The sequence below is a fragment of the Mycobacterium appelbergii genome (assembly GCF_032883035.1).
GTDB lineage: Bacteria > Actinomycetota > Actinomycetes > Mycobacteriales > Mycobacteriaceae > Mycobacterium > Mycobacterium appelbergii.
Genome location: NZ_JAMQTH010000007.1, coordinates 161,175 through 174,771, shown reverse-complemented (window position 1 = coordinate 174,771; position 13,597 = coordinate 161,175). Strand labels below are relative to the sequence as shown.

The window sequence follows — 13,597 nt, the reverse complement described above, 5'->3', positions numbered from 1 at the left end:
GCGGCCTTTCTTTCGTCGCCGACCAACATTTAACATCGCCGGATGCTCAACGCCCGCGCCGCGGTACTGCTCGACGCCGGATCCGACCCCCAACTGACCGATGTGCAGATCCGTGAACCCGTCGGCGACGAAGTGCTCGTCGGCATCGACGCGGTGGGCATCTGCCACACCGACGTCAGCGTCGCGTCCTGGTTCCGCAAAGTCCCGGTGGTGCTTGGGCACGAGGGCGCGGGAACCGTCGTCGCGGTGGGGCCGCAGGCCCAGCGGCGGGTCGGTGACCAGGTGGTACTGACGTTCGCCAGCTGCGGGCGCTGCGCGAACTGCGCCGCCGACAGCCCCGCCTATTGCGACCATTCCACCGATCTGAACATGCGGGGCAGTCGCCGTGACGAGTCCAGCGCTCTGCGGCTCGACGGCGCCCCGATCACCGCGGGCTTCTTCGGCCAGTCCAGTTTCGCCACGTACGCGATCGCCGGTAGCCGCAACACCGTCGTCCTGCCCCGGCGCATCGATCCCGCCCTGGCCGCGCCACTGGGATGCAGCGTTCAGACCGGTGTCGGTGCGGTGCTCAACGTCCTCACGCCCCAACCCGACGACGCCATCGTCATCTTCGGTGCAGGCGCGGTCGGTCTCTCGGCGGTGATGGGTGCCAGAATCGCAGGTTGCCGGAACATTGTCGCCGTCGACCCGATCGCCCAAAGGCGCACGCTGGCAGATGAATTGGGCGCCACCGCGACTGTCGACCCCGGAGCCACCGATGCCGCTGCGACGGTGCTGGAGCTGACCGGGGGAGTCGCGGCCGCGGTCGACACCACCGCACGACCCGATGTCATCGCGTCCGCGGTCGGGGTGCTGCGGTCACGTGGGACTCTCGCACTCGTCGGCCTCGGAGCGATGACCGCGGAACTTCCGGTGGCGCTCATCATGGCCAAAGGACTGACGGTGCGCGGCGTGGTGGAGGGCGACAGCGAGCCCCACACATTCATCCCGCACCTGGTCGATCTGTACCGGCACGGCGAACTTCCACTCGACAAGCTGGTGACCACCTATCCGTTCGGCGAGTTCGGACAGGCCTGGGCCGCCGCCAAGGCCGGTGAGGTGGTCAAACCGGTGTTGGTTACCGAGCGGTAGGCTCCGAGTGTGGAGGCAACGAGGCCGACGATCGGAGCAAAAATGACACCGGGGCACCTTCCTCAGCTACCGCCGGGACGCACCATCGACATCCGGGCGGCCGACGGTGCCAGGCTGCATGCGCAGGTATTCGGGCCCGAGGACGGTCCCCCGATCGTGCTGGCACACGGCATCACCTGCGCGATCAGCGTGTGGGCACACCAGATCGCCGACCTCGCCGAGGACTACCGCGTCATCGCCTACGACCATCGGGGCCACGGCCGCAGTGAAACACCGCGGGGCCGCCACCGCTACAGCCTCAACCACCTCGCCGCCGACCTGGACGCGGTGCTGGATGCCACGCTCCGTCCCGGGGAGCACGCGGTGCTCGCCGGTCACTCCATGGGCGGGATCGCGATCACCTCCTGGTCGCAGCGGTACCCGGACCGCGTCCGTGCCTGCGCCGGCGCGGTTGCCTTGATCAACACCAGCACCGGGGACCTGCTCCGCGATGTGCAGCTGGCACAGGTGCCTGCGCGCCTGAGCGCGTCTCGTATCCGGACCGCTGGAACAGTGCTCAAGACCTTTGGCAGCACCCGGGTGCCGAAGCTGGCGGAAGGCCCCAACAAGCGGTTCGTTGCCCAGCTGGCAGTGGGTCGTGACGCCGACCCGTGGGTATCTGAGTTCGTCTACGAGCTATTCGCCTCGACGCCGCCGGCCGGCCGTGGCGCCTGGGCGCGCGTACTCGTCGACAACCTGGGTCCCAGGCACATCTCCGTGCGTAACCTCACTGTGCCGACGCTGGTGATCGGCAGTGCGCAGGACCGGCTGCTGCCGATCAACGCGTCTCGCCGCATCGCCACGGCGGTTCCCAATCTGGCGGCCCTGGTCGAACTTCCCGGCGGGCACTGTGCCATCCTGGAACGTCCGGCCGAGGTCAACGCCCAACTGCGGACTCTGGCCGAATCCGTGCGTGCCCCACAACAGCTCAGCTCGTGAGCAACTCCGCGACCTCGGCGGCGGCCCGCTGACCGGAACGCACTGCGCCGTCGAAGAACCCCGTCCACACATCGGCGGTTTCGGTGCCGGCCCAGTGGATCGCGTCCACCGGCTTGCGTAACCCCGTGCCGTAGTTGGACCACGCTTTCGGCGGGACCGCCGCGGTCGGCCCGCCAGGGGCGAATTGATCTGCGCCCCAACGGTGGTCGACGTAATCGATCGGGTGAAGGGCGGCGTCGCCGAACAGTGCGGCGAAACCGGACAGCACCTGCGCGCGGCGTTGGTGGGCGGGGAGCGGATCGAACGACCGGGCATCGGTGAAGCCCAGCAGAATGCCGGGCCCCTCGTCGGCCGGACTCACATCGAAGGTGATGAACACCGGCCCCTCATCGGACAACGCTTCCCCGGAGTAGCCTCCGGCCCGCCAGAACGGACGGTCATATGCGGCGTAGGCCTTGCTGAGGGAACCCTGCGGCCAGTGCTGGGCCAGATCCACGTACGGCTTGGGCAGTGGGGGATCGAACTCGATGTCGGCACGGTGTTGCGGGGCGGTCGTCACGATCACCGCGCGGGCGCTGACCTGACCGGCCGCGCAGCCCACCACCACGGTGCCGTCGGGACGGCGCTCGATGCGCAGGACGGCCGCGCCGAGCACCACGCGCTCACCCAGTTCGTCGGCCATCCGCAGCGCAATCTGCTGGGTACCGCCGGGGAACCGGTCCTGCTGGGCGCCACCTTTGACGTCGAGCATGCGGCCCAGGCCGCCCGCGGCCTTCACATAGCGGGTGGCGTGCAGCATCGACACCGCGTCGGGTTCGGCGCCCCAGGTGACCCGCGCCATGATCGCCATCAGATTCCTGGTGGACGCGCTCGCATGGATCGAACGGAGCCACTGTTCGACGCTTTGCTGGTCGAGCCTGCGCGCCGCGGGACCGTTCCACGGCTCCGAGACCTGCACCTGCCGGCTGAGCCGCTCGAACCGCCACTGAATCCGGGAGACATCGAGCAACTCGATGACAGACAGCCGGGGAATGGTGCTGCGGTAGGACCGCACCTTGTGGTGCCACCGGATCAGGTTCTTGCCACGGCTGTAGGTCGGGACGGTTCTGCAATCGAGCTCGGCGGCCAGTTTCAGCACTGCGTCCTGAGTGGGCCCGACGAAGGTGCCGCCCAGGTCGACGGAGGCTCCGGCGATCATGGTGGTCAGCGACCGTCCGCCCACCCGGTCGCGACCCTCCAGTACCGCCACGTCATGTCCGAGCCGGACCAGTTCACGGGCCGCCGTCAGCCCGGCGAATCCGGCTCCCACCACCACCACATCGGCGCTCGCTGGGATGCTCACTTCACTAGGCTCTCACGGGTGAAGCTCATGACAGCGTTGTTCGGCCCGACCGATGCAATATCGCGCGCCCGGGCGTTGGCCGAAGCCGGGGCAAGCGGCGTGTTCACCTTCGAAGGTCCGCACGACGTGTTCGCACCGCTGACCTTGGCGTCCACGGTCGGTGAGCTCGACCTGATGACCAATGTGGCAATCGCGTTTCCCCGCAACCCCATTCATCTGGCACACCAGGCCATCGATCACCAGATCCTGTCCGGCGGCCGGTTCACGCTCGGGTTGGGCACCCAGATCCGCACTCAGATCGAAAAGCGGTTCGGCGCCGACTTCGACCGGCCGGTGGCCAGGATGACCGAGCTGATCGCCGCACTGCGGGCGATCTTCGAGGCCTGGCAGACCGGTGAGCGGTTGGATTTTCGTGGCGAGTTCTACCGGCATACGCTCATGACGCCTACGTTCAGCCCGCGTGAGCACCCGTACGGCCCGCCGCCCATCTATCTCGGTGCGTTGGGGCCCAAGCTCACCCGGGCCGCCGCGGAATTCGCCGACGGCCTGCTGGTGATGCCGTTCGGATCGAAACGGTTCCTGCACGACGTGACGATGCCTGCGGTGCGTGACGGCCTCACGGCGGCCGGTCGGGACGGCGCCGATTTCGCCATCGTTCCGGAGATCATCGTGTCGGCCGGGGACAATCACGACGCCGCGCGCCGGCTGCTGGCGTTCTACGGGTCCACCCCGGCCTACCGCCCGGTGCTCGACGTGCACGGGTGGGGCGAGTTGCAGCCTGAGTTGAACGCACTGTCCAAGCAGGGCCGCTGGCAGGAGATGGGTTCGCTGATCGACGACGACGTGCTGCACACGATCGCGGCCTGCGGTAGCCCTGCCGAGATCGCCGCACACATCACCGACCGGGTCGGCGGGGTGTCCGACCGAATCTGCCTGTACCAGCCCGGTCCGATCCCGGTGGAGTCCCTGGCCCAGATCGTCGACGCGCTGCACCACTGAGCCTTATCGTGGGCGTGAGGAGGTTCAACGATGACCGCCAACGCTGCCGAGTACACCGATGTGTTGATCATCGGCGCCGGTATCTCGGGGATCGGTGCTGCTTATCGGATTCATGAGAAGAGCCCTGGGCTGACCTACACCATCCTGGAACGTCGTGAGCGGATCGGCGGCACCTGGGATCTGTTCCGCTATCCGGGCATCCGGTCCGACAGCGACATCTTCACGCTGAGCTACCCGTACGAGCCTTGGACCCGCCCGGAGAATGTGGCCGAGGGTGCCGACATTCGCGACTATCTCACCCAGACCGCTCACAAGCACGGCATCGACCGGCATATTCAGTTCAACACCCGGGTGCACGCCGCGGATTGGGACTCGTCGACAGACACCTGGACGGTGCAGGCCGAACACGACGGCGAGGCGAAGGCCTACCGGGCCCGCTTCGTGTTCTTCGGCACCGGGTATTACAACTACGACGAGCCGTACACCCCGGAATTCCCCGGGATCGAGAATTTCCGAGGCGAGGTGGCCCACCCGCAGTTCTGGCCTGAGGCTTTGGATTACACCGGCAAGCGGGTGGTGGTGATCGGCAGCGGCGCGACCGCGATCAGCCTGATCCCTGCGCTGGCCGAGCGGGCCGGACACGTGACGATGTTGCAGCGCTCGCCGACCTACATGATGTCGATGGCGCGCATCGACCCGATGGTGCAGGGCATTCGGAAGATTTTGCCGCGCAGGCTATCTCATCAGGTCGTCCGGTTCCGCAATGCGATGATCCACGTGTTGATGTACTTCGTGTTCCGCAAGGCGCCCGCATTCGGCCGGTGGCTGATCCGCAACCGTACGATCGCCGCGCTGCCCGAGGGATACCCCGTCGACATCCATTTCAAGCCGCGGTACAACCCGTGGGATCAGCGCATGTGCCTGGTTCTCGACAAAGACCTCTTCGAGCAGATCCGCACGGGCCGTGCGGAGGTGGTCACCGATCACATCGATCACGTGGATGCCGACGGGATCGTGTTGAGCTCCGGTGATCGTGTCGACGCCGACGTGATCGTGACGGCCACGGGTCTGCAGTTGCAGGCGCTCGGCGGCGTCACGTTCAGGATCGACGGCAACGAGATCAAGCCCACCGAGCGATTCGTCTACAAGGAGTTCCTCCTCGAGGACGTACCGAACATGGCGTGGTGCATCGGCTACACCAACGCATCGTGGACGCTGCGCGCGGACATGACCGCCCGCGCGGTGGCGAAATTGTTGGCGTACATGGGCAGCCACGGCTACACCCATGCCTATCCGCACAAGGGGCCGGTCCCGATGCCGGAGAAGCGGACATGGGACCTGGAGGCCGGTTACATCCAGCGTTCCGAGCACGCATTGCCCCGCTCGGGTACCAGACGGCCGTGGCATGTGCGGCACAACTACGTGCTCGACGCGATCGATCACCGGTTCGACCGCATCGAGGAGTCGATGGTGTTCGGCCGGGCGCCGGCGGAGACCTCCGTGGCGTAGTTGCCCCGCGAGCGTGCGTGTCTGCTGGGCGACACGCCGCAAATTCTCGGTGTTTTACGCACACTCGTGCGATCACGGCGTGCGCACAATGAGGCCCGTGGCAAGCAACTGGGTCGCCGAGAGCCCGAAGGTGGTCTTGAACCGGTCGGCCAGATGGGACGGGCTGGCGAATCCGGCCTCGGCGGCGGCGGTGGTGAGGTTCCGTCCGGCCGCGATCTCTGCTCCCGCACGCACCAGCCTGCTCCACAGCCGGTAGCGGCGCAGGCTCGTGCCGGCCTCCTGGCGGAACAGGTGCAGAAATCGCGACTCGGACAAGCCGGCGGCGGCCGCAAGATCGTGTGCGGACACTGAGATCGCGGGGTCATCGCGGATCTGCTTGGCGGCCAGTTCGATCCGTGGATCGACAGGGTGCAGTGCGGCCGGTGCGGCGGCGTCCAGCCAGCGGGAAGCGCCGGGGTCGTCCTGCGGGATCGTCAGCAGTTGTCGTTCGGCGGCGTGGCCGACTCCGATGGGCCCGCGGAAATCGTCGAACTTCTGCCGGCATGATGCTGCCCCCTCAGCGGCAGGATCCAAATAGCACGACACCATCGGGCCGTCCAGCGCCAGGTGGTGGGTGAGCCGCGGCGGAATCAGCGCGCTGCGTGCGACGATCTGCTGACCGCTCACGGTCACCGTCAACGGTCCGTCGACGCCGACCACCAGACACCACACCGAGCCGGAGTGCGGTTCCAGGCCGAGACCGGGCCCGGCGTAGAGCGCCTGCCCCGGCCACAACCACACCGTCGGGTAGCAGGTTTGTGGAAGCGGTGCAGCGGTCTCGGGGGCATGCTGAGCGGACATCGTGGACAGGAGGTTACCCGTGGTGGTGACGGTGATTGTCGTTGCAGGCGTGTTCTTTGTGAGTATGGGCCTGTACGCCCTGGCTGCACCCGCGGCACTGGTGCGACCGTTCGGCATTGTTCCCGAACAGGCCACGGCGCGTGCGGAAGTGCGGGCGGTGTACGGCGGATTCGGTCTCGCGATTGCAGGGATGCTCGGTTATGCGGCAGCCACACCGTCGGTCCGCACCGGTGTGCTCATCACCGTCGGCGCCGCGCTGGCGGGGATGGCCTTCGGCCGCATCGTCTCGTCGATCATCGACGGCCGAACCTCTTTCTACCCCAGCTGGTTCTACTGCCTCGTCGAGGTGATTGCGGCCGCCGCGTTGTTCTGGGCCGCCTAGCTTCCCCGGCGAGCAGACACTAATGTCCCCGAAAACGCGGTATTTCGGGTACCGCAGTGTCTGTTCGCGCAGGTTATGGAGCGACGGTCAGCCAGTCGGCGAACCCCGACGGGTCGTGACGGCCGAGCGCGCCGTGCTCGAACAGCCCCCATCCTTCGACGGGTGCGCCGCTGCCTTCGGTGCACGCCGCGCGGCCGACATGGTCGATCACGCCGAACCCGGCACGGCCGACGATCGCGGGATCGTTCATGTCGTAGGTGAGCCGTTCGGTGAACTTCTCGCCCTTCCACACCCCGTGAATCCAGTCCGAGTCGCCGCCGTATCCACCGCCGACGTGAATCGGCACGGGCAGTTTGGATTCGACGTCAAAGCGCACGGGCGTACCGTCGGCCGCGGTGGCGTCGATGGTGGCGCCGGTCGGGATGCGGGTGCCCGAGCGGTAGTGGATCTTGACGCGCGGCCAGCCGAGTTGTTCGACGCGGCCGTCCTTCCAGATCCGAGTGCAGTCGTTGAGCGACCGGAAACCGTTGGGTTCCTCCTGAATGATCATCACGACCGAGAACTCGTCGAAGGCCATCGGCACGTAGAGCCACCACATGCCCTCGAACGGGGGGTCGGCGGGTCGTCCGGCGGGCTCGGGTTCACCGATCGGCCGGATCCCCCAGGACCGGTCGCGTGACCCGATCCAGGTTTGTGGGTCGACATCGATCCGTTGCCCGTCGATCTCCAGATGCCCACTCCACGAACCTAACTGGGCGAACCGCTGCGCATTCAGCGTGACCCGGTTGCCGGCGCGCAGGATGTGCGGCTGCTCCTGAACGACGTCGAACAGGCCGTTCCAGGTCAGATCGGCAGCGATCCCGTCGGTCTCCTTGAGCGTGATCCGCAGCTTGTGCAGCGGTTCGACGACGTCGACGTGGTAGTTCATCACGTGTTGGTTGAGCCGGTCGCCGTCGATCGCGTCGGACAGGTGCACGGCGGTCTGGGTGTCCCCGCTGCCGCCGAATTTGCCGCTGCCGCGGCGGGATACCAGCAAGAAAGCGTCCTTGACCCCGAGGTTGGGGTAGTAGCCGATGCCGGTGATGACGAAGATGTCACCGGTGCGGTCATGGGCATTGAAGTAGGAACGGTCGTAGAAGTTCCGGTCCGAGGAACCCGGCCACGCGATGGGCTGCGGAACCTGGTGTACCGGGTATTCATCCATCGGGCCGAGCATCAGGACTCCTCAATCAGTCGACGTAGCAGGGAAGCGTGGTAGAAGGTCGATTCCACATCGTCGGGCTTCTCCATCTCTCCGAAACGCACCCGGCGGGCGGAGGTGCGCATGAACACGCAACACCAGATCACCCCGGAGTAGATGTAGAACCAGCGCAGGTCTCCGAGTTGCGCGCCGGTCAGCTTCTCATAGGTGGCGCGCACATCCTCCTCGCGCATCACATCGGGCAGGCCCGGTAGTCCAGCCAGCCCGGAAAGTTCCTGGAATACCATGTGCGCGAAGATGATCCACGAGACATCGAGTTCGCGGGGACCGATCGTCGCCATTTCCCAGTCCAGTACGGCCGCAGGCCGGAAGTCGTCGTAGAGCACATTGCCGATGCGTGAATCGCCCCACGCCAGAACGGTGTCCGACGCCGCCACCTCCGTGGGGAAGTGGTCTTCGAGCCACTCCAGCGCCCGCTCCACCAATGGCGCACGGCCGATATCGGGTACGCCGAACTGATACCAGTCCTTGAGCCAGCCGAAGTGTCGGCGCAGCGGGGTGTCGCCCGGCGGATCCACCTCGGAGAGAAATCCGAAGATGTTCTGGGCGTCGGGGATCGAGTGCAGCTTGGCCAGCACCTCGATGGTGCTGTCCTGCAGTGCACGACGCCGCTCGGCGGGCGCGTCGAAGAACCAGTTGTCGCCGAAGGTGTAGGGCATCACGTCCGGCGGCACCACGCCGTCGACCCGATCCATCAGGAAGAAGGGCGTACCCAGCACCGAACCGGTGGATTCCAGCCAGCGCACGCGGGGGACCGGCACATCGGTGCGTTCGGCGACCTGCCGCATCAGTTCGAACTGGTGGTCCAGTCGATACGACGAGAACACCGGCACATCCTCGGCCGTCGGTGCGACGCGGGCGACCATCCGTTGCTCGACACGTTCGCCGTCCTCGACCCATTCTGCGGTGAGCAGGATCGTCTCCGACGACATGCCGTTCGAGTCGACCCCGCTCTCCACGGTGACGCGGGGCTTCGCCCCGTCAGGCAGAAGTGTCGACAGCCAGTCGGCGAGCACGACGGGCAGCGTGCTGGTGTCCCGGCTCGAATGCTGCAGGCGGCTGACATCTTCGACAGCCGGTTCTTGTGCCATTCGATACTTCCTTACAGACGCAATTACGATACTGTTAGTAGCGTTATGAAAGCAGAGCCATCATCGGTTGGCAAGAGCGTCGGCGCCGGACGTCCCCGCGATCCACGTATCGACGCTGCCATCTTGCACGCCACCGCGGACCTTCTCGTCGAAATCGGCTATTCGAATCTCACGATCGGTGCGGTTGCCGAGCGCGCGCAGACCACCAAGACTGCGCTATACCGCCGCTGGTCGAGCAAGGCCGAGTTGGTTCACGAAGCGGTGTTTCCTGCCACGCCCACCGCGCTGACCGCCCCGGCAGGCGACATCGCCGCCGACGTACGCGCGATGATCGGGGCCGCCCGCGACTTGTTCACCAGCCCCGTGGTGCGGGCCGCACTGCCCGGGCTGATCGCCGACGTCGCCGCCGACGCCGAACTCAATGCGCGCGTGATGGCACGGTTCACCGACATGTTCAAAGCAGTGCGTGAGCGCGTGGTCGACGGTATGGCGCGCGGAGAAGTGCACGCCGACGTCGACCCGGACCGGCTGGTCGAAATCGTCGGCGGGGCCACGATGCTGCGGATGCTCTTGTGGCCGGACCGTGATCTCGATGACGACTGGGTGGCCCAGACGACCGCGATCGTGGTGCACGGCGTGGTAGCAGGTTGACCTCAATGGTTGTTGAGGTTGAACACTGGGACGGTGAACGCGAACGACGAACTGGACATTACGGCCGTGATGTCAGAGGCCACCAAGCTCTGGATCGCTCACGAGATGGATCGTTGGGGCGAGTACTTCACCGACGATGCTGACTTCGTGGCGCACAGTGGGCTGTGGTGGGCCTCGCGTCGCGACAACGTCGACGGCCATAAAGACGTTCCGGACGCCGTTGTCGCACAGAAGCGCAACTACACCCAGCGGCTCCAGTCCATTGCAGAGGTTGCCGACGGTGTGGCTCTGGTGCACACCCGCTGGCACTGGCCGAACCACGTGGCGCCCGGCGCGCAGGCACATGACCGTGCCGGCATCATCACCTACGTGCTGGTGAAACGGGATGGCCGCTGGCTGATCCGTGCTGCCCAGAACACCCGGATCCGCTAGCCATCGCGATGCACGGTGTGATGGCATAGGGCCATGGCTGAGACGTTCCCGAGAGACTGGCGTGAGGCGCTCGTGCTGGTGCCGCATCCCGACGATCCTGAATACGGCATCGGTGCCGCCGTCGCGAAATGGACCGATACCGGCCGGAAAGTGCACTACGCGTTGGCCAGCCGAGGTGAGGCGGGAATTGCCGGTATGGCACCCGAGGTTGCCGGGCCGGTACGCGAACGCGAACAACGGCGTTCCGCGGCGATCGTCGGCGTGGACGACGTACAGTTCTGGGATTTCCCCGACAGCGACATCCGCGACACGCCCGAGCTGAGGAACCGGATCGCCGGCGTCATCACCGAACTTCAGCCCGACGTGGTGGTCACCATCTACAGCGGGCCCGAATGGGCGCCGGGCGCTCCGAACCAGCGGGACCACATCGAGTTCGCCAACGCCGTTCTGGCGGCTTACGATTCGCTGGACGAGCCGCCGCGGTGGTTGTTCGAGAACGGCCCGCAGGCCTCGCATTGCGAAACAGTTGACGGCTACCAGGACGTCGCCGTCGATTCGTTGGCCGCCCATGAGGCCTACCTGTCGGTGCTCGAGCCGGAGACGCCGGTCGACGAGCAGGCGCGCCGCCAGATTGCATCCGCGACGCCGCGGACCGAGGAGTTCGGCGGGCAGCGCACCGTGGGATTCATTCTGAAACGTCACCGATCGGATTCGTCGCCGGTCTGAATGTGGCCGGCGAAAGGGGCAACCATGCTCTGGCGGTAAGCGCGATGGCGGCGTACATTTAGTTACGAGTCCGTTTCGTTAATTAAATGAAAGGCGTCGCATGGCCCCCGACAAGGTTCTGGTGGTGGGCGCAGGCCCGGCGGGCCTGGCACTCGCGTGCGGGCTACTTCAGCACGGCATCCCGGTGCGGGTGATCGACAAGGCGTCCGGCCCGGCCACCACCTCACGAGCGAACTTCCTGCATGCCCGTGGCTCGGAGGTGTTGGATCGTCTTGCCGCACTGGGTGATCTGCCGCAACGCTCGGTGCGGGCGATGCGGATCACCACCTATCTCGGTGACAAGCCGGTGATGAGGATCCGTTTCGGCGATCCCGGCATGCACACCGCCGCGCCTCCGATGGTGATATCGCAGGCCGACGTCGAGGCGGCCCTGCGCGATCGACTCGCCGAGCTCGGCGGTCAGATCGACTGGGGTGCACCGCTTGTCGATGTGCGTCAGGACGAAAGCGGTGTGACGGCGACCGTGGGCGAGGACGATATACGCACCGCGTGGTTGGTCGGTTGTGACGGCGCGGGCAGCACCACCCGACGACTCGCCGGAATTGGATTTCCCGGAGTGAAGCTGTCCGAACGGTTCCTGCTGGCCGACGTCACTCTGGACTGGGACCTTGACCGCACCGGCACCACCGGCTGGATCCATCCCACCGGGATGATTGGCGCGATGCCGATGCCCGGCGGCACATGGCGCATCATCGCCTACGATCCGGGACAGCCTGCCGAAAAGCCGACCGAGGCCGAGATCCTCGCTCGGCTTGAGCAGATCCTGCCCGATCGGACCGGACGCGACGTCCGCATCCGCGAGGCCTCGTGGTTGTCGATGTTCACCGTGCACCGCCGGCTCGCCGATACCTATCGTCACGGCCGGCTGCTGATCGCCGGCGATGCCGGCCACACACACGCTCCGTTCGGCGGTCAGGGCATGCTGACCGGATTGGGCGATGCGGAGAACCTCGCGTGGAAACTCGCGCTGGTGTGTGACGGCCGCGCCGACAGCGCGCTGCTCGACACCTATGAAGCCGAACGTCGGCCGTTGGCCACCGAGGTGCTGCGCAGCACCAGTGCCGTTACCAAGGTCAACGTCGCCCAAGGGCGCTTCGGCCGGTTCCTCCGCGATCGCGTGGTGGTGCCGATCGTCAACCTCCCCGCCGTGCAACGCTGGGTGACCTACCAGACCTCGCAGCTGTGGGTGAACTATCGCAAGGGCCCATTGGCCGGAAGCTCTTTGTTCACCAGGAGACCCAGGCCGGGTGACCGGGTCCCTGACTGCGAGTGCATACGTACCGACGGGACATCAGTTCGCCTTTACGCCGAATTGCGCGGACGCTGGGCGGTTCTTGGATCGGACACGGTGTTCGATTCCGCACGTGCACATCTCGGCGACCGGGTTGTGTTGTTGCCGGCCGCGGATCGGGACACCTTGCTGATCCGCCCCGACGGGCACCTCGCCTGGCGGGGTGAACACGCCCACGAAGCGGACGACTGGCTCCGAACCGCGTTGAGCGGCACCGCGTGACCGAGGTGGCTGCCCGCGGCAGGCCCCGCGACCCGGCGCTGGACACCGCCATCCTTACGGCGGCGCTGGACCTGTTTGTCAGTCATGGCATCGCCGGGATGAGTATCGAACAAGTCGCCAAACGGGCCGGAGTGGGAAAGCCGACCATCTACCGCCGCTGGTCCACCAAGGAGCGTCTGGTGGCCGAGGCGATCGAGACACTAGTCGTTGCTGACGTGCGTTGGCCGACCGGCGCGGAAATCGATGCCGGCGCGCCGGACGTACTCGTCCGCCGCAACATCGACGTCGCGGCGCGTACTGCGGCTGATCCGCAGTTCCGTGCGCTCGTCGCCCAGATCTACGGCTCGGCCGTCACCCACCCGCTGTTGATGCAGACCTACTGGGAAAACTACATCCTGCCGCGCCGCGAACTGAGCATGGCATTGCTCAAACGGGCGCAGTCCGACGGCGTGGTCGCCCCCGACGCCGATCTTGAGGTCCTGGTCGACATGCTCGCGGGCGCGGTGACCTACCGGGTGCTGCAGCCGAATCCACCGAACGCTCGGCAGATGAAGCGCTACCTCGAGTCGGCCTACCGTCAGGTCGGCCTGTTGCGTTGACCCCGCGAGCAGACACTAATGTCCCCGATTTCACACCTTTTCGGGTACCGCAGCGTCTGCTCGCCAAGATCGGTACGGGGCTC

14 protein-coding genes are annotated in these 13,597 nt (G+C 66.4%); 10 read left to right on the top strand and 4 right to left on the bottom strand.

What is annotated here, in order from left to right; all coding sequences use genetic code 11:
• Positions 1-42 precede the first annotated feature (42 nt).
• Both M1247_RS17535 and M1247_RS17530 read left to right on the top strand, forming a co-directional pair.
• Positions 43-1,131: an NAD(P)-dependent alcohol dehydrogenase gene (locus M1247_RS17535; RefSeq protein WP_317157637.1), complete on the top strand. Its 1,089-nt coding sequence runs from the start codon at positions 43-45 to the stop codon at positions 1,129-1,131.
• A 42-nt stretch (positions 1,132-1,173) separates the two neighbouring features.
• On the top strand, positions 1,174-2,109 hold the full coding sequence (locus tag M1247_RS17530; protein WP_317157636.1) for an alpha/beta fold hydrolase: 936 nt from the start codon (positions 1,174-1,176) through the stop codon (positions 2,107-2,109).
• On the opposite strand, the gene M1247_RS17525 is transcribed toward M1247_RS17530, so the two are convergent.
• Entirely contained in the window at positions 2,099-3,451 is a 1,353-nt protein-coding gene (locus M1247_RS17525) for a flavin monoamine oxidase family protein (RefSeq protein WP_317157635.1), read from the bottom strand. The genes M1247_RS17530 and M1247_RS17525 overlap by 11 nt on opposite strands.
• 27 nt (positions 3,452-3,478) lie before the next feature.
• Between M1247_RS17525 and M1247_RS17520 the strand changes: the two genes are divergently transcribed.
• Both M1247_RS17520 and M1247_RS17515 read left to right on the top strand, forming a co-directional pair.
• A complete protein-coding gene (locus M1247_RS17520; RefSeq protein ID WP_317157891.1) occupies positions 3,479-4,450 on the top strand; it encodes an LLM class F420-dependent oxidoreductase in 972 nt (323 codons plus the stop codon).
• 30 nt (positions 4,451-4,480) lie between these two features.
• Entirely contained in the window at positions 4,481-5,959 is a 1,479-nt protein-coding gene (locus M1247_RS17515; protein ID WP_317157634.1) for a flavin-containing monooxygenase, read from the top strand.
• Between the two features lie 72 nt (positions 5,960-6,031).
• Here M1247_RS17515 and M1247_RS17510 read toward each other — a convergent pair whose 3' ends face one another.
• The gene (locus M1247_RS17510) at positions 6,032-6,799 is read right to left on the bottom strand and encodes an AraC family transcriptional regulator (RefSeq protein ID WP_317157633.1); all 768 of its coding nucleotides are present in this window, start codon (positions 6,797-6,799) and stop codon (positions 6,032-6,034) included.
• Positions 6,800-6,818: 19 nt separating this feature from the next.
• On the opposite strand from M1247_RS17510, the gene M1247_RS17505 reads away from it, so the two are divergent.
• The gene (locus tag M1247_RS17505) at positions 6,819-7,181 is read left to right on the top strand and encodes a DUF4345 domain-containing protein (protein WP_317157632.1); all 363 of its coding nucleotides are present in this window, start codon (positions 6,819-6,821) and stop codon (positions 7,179-7,181) included.
• A 73-nt stretch (positions 7,182-7,254) separates the two neighbouring features.
• Here M1247_RS17505 and M1247_RS17500 read toward each other — a convergent pair whose 3' ends face one another.
• Positions 7,255-8,397: an Rv3169 family protein gene (locus M1247_RS17500; protein ID WP_317157631.1), complete on the bottom strand. Its 1,143-nt coding sequence runs from the start codon at positions 8,395-8,397 to the stop codon at positions 7,255-7,257.
• Entirely contained in the window at positions 8,397-9,533 is a 1,137-nt protein-coding gene (locus tag M1247_RS17495; RefSeq protein WP_317157630.1) for a phosphotransferase family protein, read from the bottom strand. The genes M1247_RS17500 and M1247_RS17495 overlap by 1 nt, the downstream gene beginning before the upstream one ends.
• A gap of 45 nt (positions 9,534-9,578) precedes the next feature.
• Here M1247_RS17495 and M1247_RS17490 point away from each other — a divergent pair, with 45 nt between their 5' ends.
• From M1247_RS17490 to M1247_RS17470, 5 genes are all read left to right on the top strand, one after another.
• Positions 9,579-10,184, top strand: coding sequence for a TetR/AcrR family transcriptional regulator (locus M1247_RS17490; RefSeq protein ID WP_317157629.1), 606 nt, complete (start codon positions 9,579-9,581; stop codon positions 10,182-10,184).
• A gap of 33 nt (positions 10,185-10,217) precedes the next feature.
• Complete coding sequence (locus M1247_RS17485) at positions 10,218-10,616, top strand: SgcJ/EcaC family oxidoreductase (RefSeq protein WP_317157628.1); 399 nt, start codon at positions 10,218-10,220, stop codon at positions 10,614-10,616.
• A gap of 33 nt (positions 10,617-10,649) precedes the next feature.
• Entirely contained in the window at positions 10,650-11,342 is a 693-nt protein-coding gene (locus M1247_RS17480) for a PIG-L deacetylase family protein (RefSeq protein WP_317157627.1), read from the top strand.
• A 100-nt stretch (positions 11,343-11,442) separates the two neighbouring features.
• A complete protein-coding gene (locus M1247_RS17475) occupies positions 11,443-12,915 on the top strand; it encodes an FAD-dependent monooxygenase (protein WP_317157626.1) in 1,473 nt (490 codons plus the stop codon).
• Entirely contained in the window at positions 12,912-13,514 is a 603-nt protein-coding gene (locus M1247_RS17470; RefSeq protein WP_317157625.1) for a TetR/AcrR family transcriptional regulator, read from the top strand. The genes M1247_RS17475 and M1247_RS17470 overlap by 4 nt, the downstream gene beginning before the upstream one ends.
• Positions 13,515-13,597: the final 83 nt, after the last annotated feature.

Excerpts from the sequence above, each read along its gene's own strand:
- M1247_RS17535 (WP_317157637.1), top strand. The coding sequence starts at position 43 with ATGCTCAACGCCCGCGCCGCGGTACTGCTCGACGCCGGATCCGACCCC.
- M1247_RS17530 (WP_317157636.1), top strand. The coding sequence starts at position 1,174 with ATGACACCGGGGCACCTTCCTCAGCTACCGCCGGGACGCACCATCGAC.
- M1247_RS17520 (WP_317157891.1), top strand. The coding sequence starts at position 3,479 with ATGACAGCGTTGTTCGGCCCGACCGATGCAATATCGCGCGCCCGGGCG.
- M1247_RS17515 (WP_317157634.1), top strand. The coding sequence starts at position 4,481 with ATGACCGCCAACGCTGCCGAGTACACCGATGTGTTGATCATCGGCGCC.
- M1247_RS17510 (WP_317157633.1), bottom strand. The coding sequence starts at position 6,799 with ATGTCCGCTCAGCATGCCCCCGAGACCGCTGCACCGCTTCCACAAACC.
- M1247_RS17500 (WP_317157631.1), bottom strand. The coding sequence starts at position 8,397 with ATGCTCGGCCCGATGGATGAATACCCGGTACACCAGGTTCCGCAGCCC.
- M1247_RS17495 (WP_317157630.1), bottom strand. The coding sequence starts at position 9,533 with ATGGCACAAGAACCGGCTGTCGAAGATGTCAGCCGCCTGCAGCATTCG.
- M1247_RS17490 (WP_317157629.1), top strand. The coding sequence starts at position 9,579 with ATGAAAGCAGAGCCATCATCGGTTGGCAAGAGCGTCGGCGCCGGACGT.
- M1247_RS17480 (WP_317157627.1), top strand. The coding sequence starts at position 10,650 with ATGGCTGAGACGTTCCCGAGAGACTGGCGTGAGGCGCTCGTGCTGGTG.
- M1247_RS17475 (WP_317157626.1), top strand. The coding sequence starts at position 11,443 with ATGGCCCCCGACAAGGTTCTGGTGGTGGGCGCAGGCCCGGCGGGCCTG.